The following is a 15,078-nucleotide window of genomic DNA, read 5'->3' as shown; positions in this document are numbered from 1 at the left end:
GCAGGGGAACGCAGGATGATGAAGAGCGGTTTTCTTCGTGCGCTTCGTGCCTTCGTGTGAGTCTGCTGTTTTTCGGATTTTACAGAATTTCTTTGGAGTCACTATTATGAAAGCATTACTGGCGCTCGCCGACGGGCGCATCTTTGAGGGGAAATCATTCGGAGCGGGAGGCGAGGCCCGCGGAGAGGTGGTGTTCAACACCGCCATGACCGGCTACCAGGAGGTGTTGACCGACCCCTCCTACAAGGGGCAGATGGTCACCATGACCTACACCCAGATCGGTAACACCGGTATCAATGCCGAGGATATCGAGAGCCGCGGCCTGTTCCTCTCCGGCTTCATCGTCCGCGAGTACCAGGAGTGCTACTCCAACTGGCGGGCCTGCATGAGCCTGGACTCCTACCTCAAGGAGAACGGCGTGATCGGCATCCAGGGGATCGACACCCGGGCGCTCACCCGCCACCTGCGGGACAAGGGTGCCCAGAACGGCATCATCTCCACCATTGACCTGGACCGGGAGAGCCTGGTGGCCAAGGCGCGGGCCATCCCCAGCATGGCCGGCCTGGACCTGGCCACGGGCGTCTCCTGCGACAAACCCTATCACTGGACCGAGGGGCTCTGGGACCTGAAGGACGGCTATCCCCAGGTGGATCCCGTTACGCTCAAGTACAAGGTGGTGGCCTACGATTTCGGCATCAAGTACAACATCCTCCGCTGCCTGGTGGACGCCGGCTGCGACGTGACCGTGGTGCCAGCCTCCTTCCCGGCGGAAGAGGCGCTGGCCATGAACCCGGACGGTGTCTTCCTCTCCAACGGTCCCGGTGACCCGGAACCGTTGGTGGCGGTGCAGGAGGAGATCAGGAAGATGATCGGCAGGAAACCGATCTTCGGTATCTGCCTGGGGCATCAGCTCTTGGGGCTGGCCCTGGGTGGCAAGACCATGAAGCTCCCCTTCGGCAACCACGGCTCCAACCTGCCGGTCATGGACATGGCCACCCGCAAGGTAGAGATCACCTCCCAGAACCACGGCTTTGCCGTTGACCTGGATTCCCTGGGGGATGCGGCCTGCCTGGGGCACGAGAACCTGAACGACCAGACCGTGGAGGGAATCAGCCACTGCACGCTTCCGATCTTCTCGGTGCAGCACCACCCCGAGGCCTCTCCCGGCCCCCACGACTCCCACTATCTGTTCGGCCGCTTCGTGGAGATGATGGAACGAAACCGGTGAGGAGCGAGGAGTGAAGAGTGAGGGCCGACGTAACGCATGATCCGACAAACTGCTCCCCGGTTCCCGGTTCCCCGTCCTACCTGGAACTCTTCCATTCCGGTGAGCTGCTTGAGCGGGTCCGTGAGGCATACAGGAGGCTCCGCTCCTGCGACCTCTGCCCCCACGACTGCGGGGTGGACCGCATCGGGGGAGAACGGGGAATCTGCGGCGCAGGGCTGCTGCCGAAGATCGCCGCGGCCAGCGTGCACAACGGGGAGGAACCGCCCATCTCCGGCGATCATGGGTCGGGTACCATCTTCCTCAGCGGCTGTTCCTTACGTTGCCGCTTCTGCCAGAACTTCCCCATCAGCCAGCTGGGTAACGGTCAGGAGCTGACCACCCGCGCCTTGGCCGAGAGGATGCTGCGCTTGCAGCGCCAGGGGGTGCACAACATCAACTTCGTCACCCCCAGCCACTACCTGCCCCAGATTCTGGCTTCCCTCTGGCTGGCCATCGTGCTCGGTTTCCGGTTGCCCCTGGTCTGGAACAGCAGCGGCTACGAGAAACCGGATGCCCTGGCCCTGCTGGAGGGGGTGGTGGCGGTCTATCTGCCGGACATGAAGTATGCGGATGACGAAACAGCCTTGCGGCTCTCCAATGCCCCCGGCTATTGCCGCAGCAACCGCCTGGCGGTGGCCGAGATGCTGCGCCAGGTTGGGCACCTGCGGCTGGATGAGCGGGGAGTAGCGACCGGCGGGATGATCATCCGTCACCTGGTGCTGCCCGACAACCTGGCCGGAAGCGATGAAACCCTGGCCTGGATCGCCGAGAACCTGGGCAGGGAGACGCACATCTCGCTCATGCGGCAGTACTTCCCCGCCCACCTGGCCGCCGAGACCCCCGGGATCTGCCGCAAGATCACGGATGATGAGTATGAGCGGGCAGTGGAGTGGCTGGAAACGTGCGGCCTGGAGAACGGCTGGGTGCAGGATTAGATGCGTACCGTTGTTCTTTTAATCATATCCAACGTGTTCATGACCTTTGCCTGGTACGCCCACCTAAAAAACCTGCGCACCCGGCACTGGCTGATAGCCGTTGCGGTCTCCTGGGGCATCGCCTTCTTCGAGTACCTGATCCAGGTGCCGGCCAACCGCATGGGCTACGGTAGGTTCAGTCTGGCGCAGCTGAAGATCCTGCAGGAAGTCATTACCCTGGCCGTGTTCGTCCCCTTTGCGGTGCTGTACATGGGGACCAGCCTCAACTGGAACTACCTCTGGGCCGGCTTTTGTCTGGCCGGAGCGGTGTTCTTCATTTTTAGGTAATTTTTAGAGAAGGAGTTATACATACATGCCAAAACGTACAGACATTAAAAAGATCCTGATCATCGGCGCCGGCCCCATCGTCATCGGTCAGGCCTGCGAGTTCGATTACTCCGGTACCCAGGCCTGCAAGGCCTTGAAAGAAGAGGGGTATGAGGTGGTGCTTCTGAACAGCAACCCGGCCACCATCATGACCGACCCGGACTTCGCCGACCACACCTACATCGAACCGGTCACCCCGGAGATCCTGGCCAGGATCATCGAGAAGGAACGTCCCGATGCCATCCTGCCCACCCTGGGGGGGCAGACCGCCCTGAATACCGCGGTGGCCGTGGCCGAGAGCGGGATCCTGGAGCGCTTTGGCGTTGAGCTGATCGGCGCCAAGCTTCCTGCCATCAAGAAGGCCGAGGACCGCACCCTGTTCAAACAGGCCATGGAGAACATCGGCCTGGCAATTCCCCGTTCCGGCCTGGCCCACAACCGCCAGGAGGCCATGGATGTCATCACCTGTGTGGGCTTCCCGGCCATCATCCGCCCCTCTTTCACCCTGGGGGGGAGCGGCGGCGGCATCGCCTACAACATGGAGGAGTACGAAAAGATGGCCGTGGCCGGCATCGACGCCTCCCCCACCGACGAGATCCTGGTGGAGGAGTCGGTCATCGGCTGGAAGGAGTACGAGCTGGAGGTGATGCGCGACACGGCCGACAACGTGGTGATCATCTGCTCCATCGAGAACCTGGATCCCATGGGGGTGCACACCGGCGACTCCATCACCGTGGCGCCGGCCCAGACCCTGACCGACAAGGAGTACCAGATCCTGCGGGACGCGTCCCTGAAGATCATCCGTGAGATCGGCGTGGACACCGGCGGTTCCAACATCCAGTTCGGCATCAACCCCAATGATGGCCGGTTGGTGGTGATCGAGATGAACCCGCGCGTCTCCCGTTCCTCGGCCCTGGCCTCCAAGGCCACCGGCTTCCCCATCGCCAAGATCGCAGCCAAGCTGGCGGTGGGCTACACCCTGGACGAGGTCACCAACGACATCACCCGCGAGACCCCGGCCTGCTTCGAGCCGGCCATCGACTACGTGGTTACCAAGATTCCGCGCTTCACCTTCGAAAAATTCCCGGCCGCCAATGCCACCCTGACCACCCAGATGAAGTCGGTGGGGGAAGTCATGGCCATCGGCCGCACCTTCAAGGAGTCGTTGCAGAAGGCGCTGCGCTCCCTGGAAATCGGCGTCTCCGGCCTGGACTCGCGTCTGTTCGACCTGGGCGCCGAGACCCGTCGCGCCCTGACCGCCAAGGAGCAGCAGCTCCTGCTGGAGAAGCTGCGCATCCCCAACAGTGAGCGGCTCTGGTATCTGGCCGATGCCCTGCGCAGCGGCATGACCGTGGAGGATATCTTCCGCCACACCGCCATCGACCCCTGGTTCCTGCACAACATCCGCCAGATCGTGGAAAAGGAGGAGGAGCTGAAGCGTCTCGACCCTGCTGCCCTGTCGCGGGACGAGCTGTTCGAGGCCAAGCAGTTCGGTTTTGCCGACAAGACCCTGGCCAAACTCTGGAACAGGAGCGAAGACGAGGTGCGTTCCTTACGCCTCTCCCTGGGAGTTAAGCCGGTGTACAAGCGGGTGGATACCTGCGCCGCCGAGTTCGTGGCCCACACCCCCTACCTGTACTCCACCTACGAGGAGGAGTGCGAGGCCGAGCCCACCGACCGCAGGAAGATCATGATCCTGGGGGGTGGCCCCAACCGCATTGGCCAGGGGATCGAGTTCGACTACTGCTGCGTGCACGGCGTGTTCGCCCTTGCCGAGGACGGCTTCGAGACCATCATGGTCAACTGCAACCCGGAGACCGTCTCCACCGACTACGACACCTCTGACCGGCTCTACTTCGAGCCGCTGACCCTTGAGGACGTGCTCTCCATAGTGGCGGTTGAGAAGCCCTTCGGCGTGATCGTGCAGTTCGGCGGCCAGACGCCGCTCAAGCTGGCCGTGGCCCTGGAGAAGGCCGGCGTGCCGATCATCGGCACCTCCCCCGATGCCATCGACCGGGCCGAGGATCGGGAGCGCTTCCAGGAGATGCTCTTCAAGCTGGAGCTGCTCCAGCCGGAGAACGGCATTGCCCGCTCCTTCGAGGAGGCCGAGAAGGCGGCCGAGCGCATCGGCTACCCGGTGGTGGTGCGCCCCTCCTACGTGCTGGGGGGGAGGGCCATGGAGATCGTCTACGACGTGGACAACCTGCGGCGCTACATGACCACAGCGGTGCAGGCCTCCCCCGAGCACCCGATCTTGATCGACAAGTTTCTGGACGAGGCCATCGAGATCGACGTGGATGCCCTCTGCGACGGTACGGAGGTGGTGATCGGCGGCATCATGGAGCACATCGAGGAGGCCGGCATCCACTCCGGCGATTCGGCCTGCTCCCTTCCCCCCTACTCCATCTCCCCCGAGATGGTGGCCGAGATCCGTCGCCAGACCTCTCTCATGGCCCTGGAGCTGAACGTCAAGGGGCTGATGAACGTGCAGTATGCCATCAAGGATGGCAGGGTTTACATCCTGGAGGTCAATCCCCGCGCATCGCGCACCGCCCCCTTCGTTTCCAAGGCCACCGGCCGCCCCCTGGCCAAGATCGCGGCCCGAATCATGGCGGGAAAAAGCCTGAAGGAGCTGGGGGTGTCCGGCGACATCGTGCCGCGCCATGTGTCGGTCAAGGAGGCGGTCTTCCCCTTTGTCAAGTTCCCCGGTGTGGATACCCTGCTGGGGCCGGAGATGAAATCCACCGGCGAGGTCATGGGCATCGGCGACAGTTTTGCTGACGCATTTGCCAAGGCGCAACTGGGCGCCAACGTCAGGTTGCCGCTCAAGGGGAACGCCTTTATCAGCGTGCGCAATGCCGACAAGAAACATGTTGTCACTGCTGCTGAAAAGTTGTATAAGGCTGGTTTTGGCATCCTGGCCACCGACGGTACCGCCTCCTATCTGGCGGAAAAGGGGATCCCGGTCAAGCGGATCAACAAGGTGCTGGAGGGGCGGCCCCATGTGGTGGATGCCATCAAGAACGGCGAGATCAACCTGGTGATCAACACCACCCAGGGAGCCCAAGCGGTGGTCGATTCGTTCTCCATCCGCCGCGAGGCCCTGATGCACAACATCGCCTATTACACAACGGTTGCCGGAGCAAAGGCCGTGGTGGACAGCATCATCGCCCTCAAGGAGCATGAACTGGGTGTCAAGTCATTGCAGGATTATTTGCACTAGGGAGGGTCTTTGCCCCCATACACTGTCAAGGAGTTTCCGTTAGATGTCCCATTCAATACCGCTGACAAAAGAGAGCTATGAATCGCTGCAGGAGGAGTTGAAGCGTCTCATACGGGTTGAACGTCCCAAGGTTATCCAGGATATCGCCGAGGCCCGTTCCCATGGCGACCTGTCCGAAAATGCCGAGTACGACGCCGCCAAGAACCGCCAGGGTTTTATCGAGGGGCGCATTCAGGAACTCAACAGCAAGCTGGCCAGGGCCTATGTGGTTGACCTGTCCAACATGAAGCCGGACAAGGTCGTCTTCGGTTCCACGGTGACCCTCTACGATACCGCCTCGGAAGAGGAGATCACCTACAAGATCGTGGGAGAGGACGAGGCCGACATAAAGCTGGGCAAGATTTCCTGCACCTCACCGGTGGGCAAGGCTCTGATCGGCCACAAGCTGGATGACTCGGTCAAGGTCAAGGTGCCTGCCGGCACCAAGGAATACGAGATCATCGACATCAAGTACGAATAGAACACCACGAGGAGAAACAAGAATGGCCGACAAGATAACCAAAGACATGACCTTCTTCGCAGTAATGCAGGCCTACCCCCAGTCGCTGGATGTGCTGCGCAAACACCGTCTGGGATGTGTCGGCTGCATGGGGGCGCAGAACGAGAGCCTGGAGCAGGGGGCCAATGCCCACGGCATCGATGTGAATGCGTTGCTGAAGGACCTGAACGACGCCGTAGCCTAGCCTTTTCGTCGTACATCAAGAGCGACCCCCGGGATTTCCCGGGGGTCGCCGCGTTTGGGGGTGTTCCCATGCCGCGCTTGTTCATTGCCATCGATCTGCCCGAAGTCGTGCGGCAGGATCTCTGTCGTCTGAACGTGCCGATCCCCGGTAGCCGCTGGGTTCCCGCCGATCAGCTGCACCTGACCCTGGCATTCCTGGGGGATGTGGGGGAGGAGAGGGTGGCTGGCCTGGCCAGGGCGCTTGACCAGGTGAGCGCTGCTCCCTTCCGGTTGCGCTTCGACCGGCTGGGCTGCTTCCCCTCCCGTGCGCGGCCCCGGGTGCTCTGGGTGGGGCTGAAACCGGAGCCGTTGCTCCTCTCCCTGGCGGACCGGCTGCGTGAGTTCCTCCGCGACTGTTGCATTCCCCAGGAAGAACGCCCCTTCTCGCCCCATATCACCCTGGCCCGACTCAAGCTGCCGGCGGCCCGGGAGTGTGCCTCCTTTCTGGATCGGCCGTTGGCGCTGGAGCGGACATCGGTTTCCGCCCAGGAGTTCATCCTCTTCGAGAGCCTCTTGACTGCCGCAGGCGCCATACATACGCCGCTGAAACGCTTTCCGCTCTCCGGCGGCAGTGGCGGCCCGCCAGCCTGAGGCGTTGACAAACCGGCCCGCTGCGGGTAAAAATCAACTCGCTTGTCCCCGTTGGGAACGGATTGCCCTTCAGAACTACCGGACTTTTTAACGCACCCCGCAAGGAGATGATATGAACCTGGACAACCTCGCCTGCATCGATCTTGATCAGCCTTCACTGGAGGGGTTCCGCAAATTCATCAATTCCTGGATCTACCAGGGGGATGGCTTTACCCTGCTGGTGGATCCTGGTCCGCTCTCCACCATTCCCCGCCTCTGCGAGGAGCTGCGGGCCAGGGGGGTCAAGCGTCTCGACTACGTGCTGCTCACCCATATCCACATCGATCATGCCGGCGGGACCGGCGCGCTGATGAAGGAGTTTCCCGAGGCGATCGCCCTCTGCCACCAGGATGGCATCCGTCACATGGTGGCGCCGGAAAAGCTCTGGCAGGGATCCCGCAAGGTGCTGGGCGCCGTGGCCGAGGCCTATGGCGAGATCGTAGCGGTGCCGGAGGAGCGTATCCGCTTTGAGGAACGCCTGGACGGAATCGGGCTGCGGACGTTCCTGACTCCCGGCCACGCCCAGCACCACTGCAGCTATCAGTTGGATGACTTCCTCTTTGTCGGCGAGGTGGCCGGTGTGCGCTGCGAGGTCGACCAGGGGATCTACTTGCGCCCGGCAACGCCACCCCGCTTCATCCTCGACGTGGCCCTGGATTCCATCGACCGGATGGCAGCCCTGGCTCCCCGGCAGATGGCATTCGCCCATTATGGCATGGTGGAAAACGGCCTGGAGCACCTGCAGATTGCCCGTCGGCAGCTGGTGCTGTGGGTCAGGGGAGTTGCCGAAACCCTGGCCGTGGAGCCGTCACGGCGCGAGGATGCCCTCTTTACCTGGCTCCTGGAGCGGGACGACCAGTTCAGGAACATACGCAACCTGCCGAAGGACATACAGGCCCGCGAGCGCACCTTCTTCGGAAACAGCATGCGTGGCATGGTGGAGTTCGTGGAGTCCCTCACCGAGGAAGAGCGCCGGGCCCTGGTGGCGGGGTAGGGGGAAATCTCGCGTTGTCCGGCGCCACCGCTTCTGCGTCGGCGCCGGGTTAATCTCGCCGTAGGGAGGTGGTTCCGTGGCCGAAAGAAGACGCTATCAACGCTTTGAAATCAAACAGGATGTGTACCTGTACCATGGCGCCTCCAAATACGCGGGCAGGCTGGAGAACATCTCGTGCAGCGGGGCGCTGGTGGATGTCGGTTCCCTGCCCCGGCTGATGCAGACCGGAGACATGTGCTATCTGGCCTTCGCCGCCCAGCCCGACGCCATACTGTGCGCCTGCACGGTGGTGCGCATGATATCGTCGGGCGTCGGCCTGCAGTTCGACGAGCCGCGGGCCACGGCCTGATCCTGCGCCCCGTGCCCGACAGAAACGGCTATCAACCATTTGAACCGCTCCCGGAATAGAACCATGTGTCATCCGTCCCGCTGCTGTACCCCCCATCCCGCGCACCCGCACCAGCCCTCCTGTCAGGTTTGCGGCGCCATTGCGTCATGCAGCCGCTTCAGGCCGCTGTGACGGCGACAGCATGCCGATCCTGACCCTGTCAGCGGACAGTTGTCTGACCATTCCCCCTGAACTGCTGGAGAGGCTGGGGGTGAAACCGGGTGATCGCGTGTCGCTGGAAGAGGGGCAGGGAGGGCTGCTACTGCGTGCCGCGCCCCTCCCCACTGCTGTTCCGACGGCAGAGGGCGCACGCTCCGGGCAACCCGGCGAGGGGGTGGGGGACGCACTAGCCCGCAAGAATCTGGAGACCCCTATGCATTCCGTCAAGGGGGTGGGACCCAAGCTGTCCGCCCTGCTGGCCAGGCGGGGAATCGCCTGCGTGGAGGATGCCCTCTACCTGCTGCCCAACCGTTATGAAGACCGCCGCGAACTGCGCCCCATCGCGGCGCTGCGTCCCGGCTTTAACGAGCTCTTCTCCGGCAGGGTCCTGTCTGCCGAGTCGGTGACCAGCAGGGGAGGGAGGCGCTTCTTCGAGGCGCTGCTGGCCGACGACAGCGCGACGGTCACGCTGAAGTGGTTCAACTGCAATCCGACCTTCATGAAGCGGGTCTGGAAGCAGGGCAGACGAGCCCTGGTAACCGGCGAGGTCTCCCGCTTCGCTTCCCAGCTGGAGGTCCACCATCCCGATGTGGAGTGGCTGGCCGAGGGGAGCGAGCCGCGTGACCTGCTTAGCGCCGACCCGCTCAATTTCGGCGGCATCATCCCGGTCTATCCCCTGACCGAGGGGCTGAGCCAGAAGGTCATGCGCCGGGTGATGCGGGAGGTGGTGGAGCGCTTCATCCCCTTTGTCCGCGAGCTGGTTCCGCCGGAACTGCTGGAAAGGCTGGGCCTGCCCGGCCTGCGCCACTCCCTGGGCCATCTGCATACCCCTCCGGTGGACGAGCGGCTGGATGACCTGAACGGTGGATGCAGCGCGGCCCACCGGGCAATCGCATTCGACGAGTTCTTCTTCTGGGAGCTGGGGCTGGCCCTGAAGAGGTGCGGGGTGACCCTGGAGGAGGGGATCGCCTTTCAGGTCAATCACCTCTACACCAAGCCGCTGGTCAGGATGCTCCCCTTCCAGCTGACCAGGGCCCAGCGCAGGGTGCTGTCGGAAATCAAGCAGGACATGATGGCGCCGCACCCCATGCACCGCCTGGTGCAGGGGGATGTGGGCAGCGGCAAGACCCTGGTGGCGCTGATGGCGGCGCTGGTGGCCGTGGAGAACGGTTATCAGGTGGCCATCATGGCGCCCACGGAGATCCTGGCCGAACAGCACTGGCACACCATTCACCGCTGGTGCGCCGACCTGGGCATAGCCACCGTCCTGATCACGGCCGGCATGCGCGGCAGGGAGAAGAGCGATGCCCTGGGGAGGGTGGCCGACGGCAGCGCCCGGATCGTGATCGGCACCCATGCCGTGATCCAGGAGAAGGTCGAGTTCGCCCGGCTGGGGTTGGGCATCATCGACGAGCAGCACCGCTTCGGCGTGCTGCAGCGCGCTATCCTCAGGAAAAAGGGGAAGGGGTGCAACCCCGATATCCTGGTGATGACCGCTACCCCCATCCCCCGCACCCTGGCCATGACCCTGTTCGGAGACCTCTCCCTGTCGGTGATCGACGAGCTGCCGCCGGGACGTACGCCGGTGGAGACCAGGGTCACGCCGGAGTCGCAACGCGTGCGGGTCTACGACACCATCCGCCGCGAGGTGGGCCAGGGACGGCAGGCATATGTGGTCTACCCCCTGGTTGAGGAGAACGAGCGGTCGGAGCTCAAGGCCGCCGCCCAGATGGCGGAGCAGCTGGGCAAGGAAATCTTCCCCGACCTGCGCGTCGGCCTGCTGCACGGCCGCATGAACCCCCAGGAGAAGGAGTCGGTCATGGCCTCGTTCAAGGCCCGGGAGTTGGACATCCTGGTCTCCACTACGGTGATCGAGGTGGGTATAGACGTTCCCAACGCCACGGTGATGGTCATCGAACATGCCGAACGCTTCGGCCTTTCCCAGCTGCACCAGCTGCGCGGCAGGGTGGGGCGGGGCGCTGCCAGGTCCCGCTGCATCCTGATGACAAACGGCCGACCTTCCGAGGATGGGGAGAGGCGGCTCAAGGTCATGGAAGCCACCAATGACGGGTTTCGCATTGCCGAGGCCGATCTGGAGATCCGCGGGCCCGGCGATTTCCTCGGCACGCGCCAGTCCGGCATGCCCGATTTCCGGGTCGCCAACATCCTGCGCGACGGCGCGCTGCTGGAGCAGGCCCGGCAGGCTGCTTTCGGCCTCCTGGAGCAGGATCCCGGCCTGGCCTCGTCCGGCAACGCCCCCCTGCGTGACGAGCTGCTGCGGCGCTGGGGGCAGCGCCTGGAACTGGGCGCCATCGGGTAAGAATCCAACCAATGATCGATTGAACCATGCGCATACTGACCGGAACGGAAATATTCAACAAGAACTTCGTGGATTCGGTGGTCACCATCGGCAATTTCGACGGTGTCCACCGCGGCCATGTGGCGCTTTTGCGCCACCTGAAACAGCAGAGCGCCCGCCTGGCGCTCCCTTCGGTGGTGGTTACCTTCGAGCCCCATCCCCTGGCCCTGCTGACGCCCGAAATATCGCCCACGCTGATCACGACCTTTGAACAGAAGTGTGCCCTGATAGGGGAGCAGGGAGTGGACTGCCTGGTGGTGATCGGCTTTACCCAGGCCTTTTCCATGCTGTCGGCGGAAGCCTTTGTGCGCGACGTGCTCTGCCACTCCCTGGGCATGCGCCATATCATCATCGGCCACGACTACGCCTTTGGCCGGGACCGGCAGGGCAATTACGAGACACTGGCCCGCATGATGGGAGAATGCCGCTTCACCCTGGAGGAGCTGGATCCGGTGGGAACGGACGGGCTTGTCTTCAGCAGCAGCCTGGTGCGGCGCTTGGTCACGGAAGGGGATGTGTCTGCGGCAGCCCGGATTCTGGGGAGATACCACGTGGTTGCCGGCCATGTGGTGCATGGACGGCAGGTGGGACGGGAGCTCGGCTTTCCCACGGCGAATGTCGCCCCGCAGAACGAACTGATTCCCCATGACGGGGTCTATGCCGTCATGGTGGCGGTGGAGGGCGAACTGTACCAGGGCGCTTGCAACATCGGCACCAATCCGACCCTTGGTCAGGGTGAACGCTCCATCGAGGTGTTCCTGCTGGATTTCTCCGGCCAGCTGTACGATCGGGAGCTGTCGATCTGTTTTGTCCAACGACTGCGGGGAGAACGGAAGTTTCCCGATGCCCAGACCCTGATCCGGGCCATCAGGCAGGATGTGCAGACAACCAGGGACGTGCTGGCCGCGGTTGACCGGGCACTGGTGAAACCGCTCCGCACCCCGGTTGCGGGGAGCTGCCGGTGAAAAACAGCCTCGATCTCAAATTCTGGGGCGGTCTGGCCGTAAGCGTCTTCTTCATGACCCTGCTGCTCAGGAAGATGGATGTCAAGCAGCTTGGGGCAGCGATCTGTTCGGCCGATTACCGCTTCGTCCTCTTGGCGATCGCCTGCACTTTTTTCAGCTATTTCCTGCGAGCCGTGCGCTGGCGCTATCTGCTGATCTCCGAAAAGAAGATTCCGCTTTCGTCGCTCTACCCGGCAACCATCATCGGCTACATGGCCAACAACCTGCTTCCGGCCCGCTTGGGCGAGTTCATCCGGGCCTATGTCCTGGCCGAGCGGGAGGGGCTGGAAACCCCCACCGTGTTCGCCTCGCTGGTCATCGACCGCCTCTTCGACGGCTTCACGGTGCTGCTGATCCTGGTGCTGACCCTGTTCACCCTGCACCTTCCCCAGGGGATGGCGACAGCCGAGTCAGCCCTCAAGGTGGGCGGTCTGGTCACCTTCCTGCTCTACCTTGCCGTGCTACTCTTCCTGTTCCTGCTGAAACGCAGGACCGCAGGTACCCTCTCCCTGGTGGAAAGGCTGTTGAAGCCCTTTCCCGGGTCGCTTTCCCGGCGGCTGCTACCCCTGCTGGGCTCGTTCGTGCAGGGAATCAGGCTCTCCCCGCGGCCGGACCATATTGCCGCCATGGTCTTCTCGTCGCTTCTGATCTGGGCCTTTGCCGTTCTGCCGGTGGACATGATCCTGCGCGGGTTCGGCGTCCAGCTTCCCATGACCGCCTCCATGTTCATCCTGGTGCTGCTGGTGTTTGCCGTGATGGTCCCGGCGTCACCGGGGTACATCGGCACCTACCACTATGCCTGCTACCAGGGGTTGTCGCTGTTCGGCATCCCCCCGTCCACCGCCATCAGCATCGCCCTGGTCGTTCACGGAACCTCATTCTTTCCGGTGGTTATCGCCGGTTTCTTCCACCTCTGGGGAGGGAAAGTATCCCTTGATTGCGTTCGGGATGCCGGTGGCGGTTCGTGAAGTGTCCAGCCATTCTCGCACGGTTCTTCCCTGGACGATCCGCCGCGACCTGCAGGCGCGGCGGATCGTCCGGGAAGCGCCCCCTTCTTTTTCTCTGTTTTCTGCTTCCCGACTGTCTGGACCCCTTCGCCGTCCTGGCGCTGGTGATTCCCTTTGCTCTCTACATGGCGACCCTGGCGCCGTCGGTTACCTTCTTCGACAGCGGCGAATTCCTGACCGCCATCGCCTCCATGGGGTCGGCCCACTCGCCCGGCTATCCCCTGTTTCTCATGTTCGCCAAGCCGTTCACCTGGCTCCCCTTCGGCAATATCGCCTTTCGCATCAACATGGCCACCGCTCTTTCCTCCTCCCTGGCCTGTCTGGGGGTGTACCTGCTGGCCTTGCGGCTGCTGGGGGAGGAGAGGGTGGTGGAGGACCAGACCTTTTCCCACTATGCCGTCAGGATGGCCGCCCTGTCGGCGGCCTGCGTGTTCGCGGTTACGCCACGGCTCTGGCTCCAGTCCAACCACGACAAGCCGTACCCGCTTCTGGCGTTTGTCACCGCCATGATCCTCTATCTGCTCCTGCTCTGGCGGGAACGCTATCTGGCCGGCGAGGAATGCCCGGCCTATGTCTATGCCGCCACCTTCCTGGCCGGCATGGCCATGGGGCTGCACCAGACCCTGATTCTGCTGCTGCCGTCCTGGTTCCTCCTGATCGTCATGACCGACTGGCGCATGCTTTCCCGGATCAGGGAACTGGTGCTGGCAGCGGCCTTCGCCCTGTTCGGTTTCTCCGTCCAGCTCTACCTCCCCCTGCGGGCGACCCGCAAGCCGCTCCTGAACTGGGGCGACACCAGCACCGTGACGCAGTTCCTCTGGCATGTGCTGCGCAAGGGCTATCCCAGCGAGCCCCATTCCCGCCCCCCCTCACTGCTCTGGGCCCAGATCACGGCATTCAACATCCCCCACGAGTTCACCTGGCTGGGTGTCGCCCTGCTGCTCTTCGCCCTGGTCCGGCTCTGGAGGAGCCGTCGCGAGCTGGTTCTGGCCTATCTGGCCGCCGTGGTCAGCTTCCTGCTGGTCATCGCCGGCCACTTCAACACGCCTGGCGAGATGATCTTTTTGACCGAGGAGTTCTTCACCCCCCTCTACCTGCTCACGGCTGTCCTGGTGGGAGTCGGCCTGTTTCACCTGCTGCTCTTTGCGGTGCGTTCGGCGCACCTTCCGGAATGCTTCGGCCCCTCACTGTACGCCCTGGTGGGGTTGATGTTCTTTCTGCTTCCCCTGACGCTCTGCGGCGTCAACTATTACGAAAACGACCAGCACGACAACTACATCGCCTTCGATTACGCCAGCAACTCCCTCAGGTCGCTCCCCCGCGACGGAGTCATGTTCACCTGGGGCGACAGCGGAGCTTTTCCGCTCTGGTATCTGCAAGGTGTGGAGCGGATGCGCGAAGACGTGGACCTGCCCCATGTCCCGCACCTGGTATTCGACTGGTACCTGGATTCCCTGCCGCGCCTCTTTCGGGAGAGCAGCCTGAAGAAACGCGCGTCCGGTGCTCCGGGACCAGAGGCGTGTCTGCGCATGGCCATAGGCGACATCATCGGCCAACGGCCGGTCCATGTGGATTTTTCCACCCGCTACTCCGTCTCCTTGCGCGACTACAGTGCGGTGCAGCGGGGGATCGTCTACCGCCTGCGGCGCAGATCCGAGCCGGGAGGACTTCCCGAAACCTCCATCTGGGAGAATTACAATAACCGCGGCATCCTGGAAAAAATCTCCTTCCTTGATCTGGATACGGGCAAGGCTATCCTGATCTATGCCAACGGCCACCTGGAAACGGGCGAGTTCCTGATGAGCGAGGGGCACATCCGTCAGGGGCGGGTCATGCTGGAACGTGCGGAACGGATCGCTCCCGAAATGCGCTCTGCCGTGCGGCAGCTGCTTATGCGCTACCAGGGCGAACGCTGACAGCCACCCGCGGGCGATTGAATTGGATGGTATGGTAGTCTCTAACGGG

The 15,078-nt window shown here is 63.1% G+C and carries 13 protein-coding genes; all 13 read left to right on the top strand.

The features are described from left to right. The first annotated feature begins 106 nt into the window (after window positions 1-106). Complete coding sequence (gene carA / locus PPRO_RS12485; RefSeq protein WP_011736386.1) at window positions 107-1,228, top strand: glutamine-hydrolyzing carbamoyl-phosphate synthase small subunit; 1,122 nt, start codon at window positions 107-109, stop codon at window positions 1,226-1,228. A 17-nt stretch (window positions 1,229-1,245) separates the two neighbouring features. After that, window positions 1,246-2,202: a radical SAM protein gene (locus PPRO_RS12480; RefSeq protein ID WP_011736385.1), complete on the top strand. Its 957-nt coding sequence runs from the start codon at window positions 1,246-1,248 to the stop codon at window positions 2,200-2,202. Beyond that, window positions 2,203-2,529 (top strand): DMT family protein, encoded by a 327-nt coding sequence (locus tag PPRO_RS12475; protein WP_011736384.1) that lies wholly within the window; start codon window positions 2,203-2,205, stop codon window positions 2,527-2,529. A 25-nt stretch (window positions 2,530-2,554) separates the two neighbouring features. Beyond that, window positions 2,555-5,791: a carbamoyl-phosphate synthase large subunit gene (gene carB / locus PPRO_RS12470; protein ID WP_011736383.1), complete on the top strand. Its 3,237-nt coding sequence runs from the start codon at window positions 2,555-2,557 to the stop codon at window positions 5,789-5,791. Between the two features lie 43 nt (window positions 5,792-5,834). Next, complete coding sequence (gene greA / locus PPRO_RS12465) at window positions 5,835-6,311, top strand: transcription elongation factor GreA (protein ID WP_011736382.1); 477 nt, start codon at window positions 5,835-5,837, stop codon at window positions 6,309-6,311. Window positions 6,312-6,333: 22 nt separating this feature from the next. Further along, window positions 6,334-6,534, top strand: coding sequence for a DUF1858 domain-containing protein (locus PPRO_RS12460; RefSeq protein WP_011736381.1), 201 nt, complete (start codon window positions 6,334-6,336; stop codon window positions 6,532-6,534). Between the two features lie 68 nt (window positions 6,535-6,602). Next, entirely contained in the window at window positions 6,603-7,163 is a 561-nt protein-coding gene (thpR, locus tag PPRO_RS12455; RefSeq protein WP_011736380.1) for an RNA 2',3'-cyclic phosphodiesterase, read from the top strand. Window positions 7,164-7,275: 112 nt separating this feature from the next. Beyond that, entirely contained in the window at window positions 7,276-8,196 is a 921-nt protein-coding gene (locus PPRO_RS12450) for an MBL fold metallo-hydrolase (protein WP_011736379.1), read from the top strand. 76 nt (window positions 8,197-8,272) lie between these two features. After that, window positions 8,273-8,545, top strand: coding sequence for a PilZ domain-containing protein (locus PPRO_RS12445; RefSeq protein WP_011736378.1), 273 nt, complete (start codon window positions 8,273-8,275; stop codon window positions 8,543-8,545). 181 nt (window positions 8,546-8,726) lie between these two features. Continuing rightward, window positions 8,727-11,063 carry an ATP-dependent DNA helicase RecG gene (recG, locus tag PPRO_RS12440; RefSeq protein ID WP_011736377.1) on the top strand — a complete coding sequence of 779 codons (2,337 nt, stop codon included), beginning with the start codon at window positions 8,727-8,729 and terminating at the stop codon, window positions 11,061-11,063. Window positions 11,064-11,089: 26 nt separating this feature from the next. Next, the gene (locus PPRO_RS12435) at window positions 11,090-12,067 is read left to right on the top strand and encodes a bifunctional riboflavin kinase/FAD synthetase (protein WP_011736376.1); all 978 of its coding nucleotides are present in this window, start codon (window positions 11,090-11,092) and stop codon (window positions 12,065-12,067) included. Then, window positions 12,064-13,074, top strand: a complete 1,011-nt coding sequence (locus PPRO_RS12430; RefSeq protein ID WP_011736375.1) for a lysylphosphatidylglycerol synthase transmembrane domain-containing protein — start codon at window positions 12,064-12,066, stop codon at window positions 13,072-13,074. The genes PPRO_RS12435 and PPRO_RS12430 overlap by 4 nt, the downstream gene beginning before the upstream one ends. Continuing rightward, the gene (locus PPRO_RS12425) at window positions 13,071-15,029 is read left to right on the top strand and encodes a glycosyltransferase family 117 protein (protein ID WP_011736374.1); all 1,959 of its coding nucleotides are present in this window, start codon (window positions 13,071-13,073) and stop codon (window positions 15,027-15,029) included. The genes PPRO_RS12430 and PPRO_RS12425 overlap by 4 nt, the downstream gene beginning before the upstream one ends. The last annotated feature ends 49 nt before the right edge of the window (window positions 15,030-15,078 follow it).

The sequence above is a fragment of the Pelobacter propionicus DSM 2379 genome (assembly GCF_000015045.1).
GTDB lineage: Bacteria > Desulfobacterota > Desulfuromonadia > Geobacterales > Pseudopelobacteraceae > Pseudopelobacter > Pseudopelobacter propionicus.
This window is presented reverse-complemented; position numbering and strand designations above follow the sequence as displayed.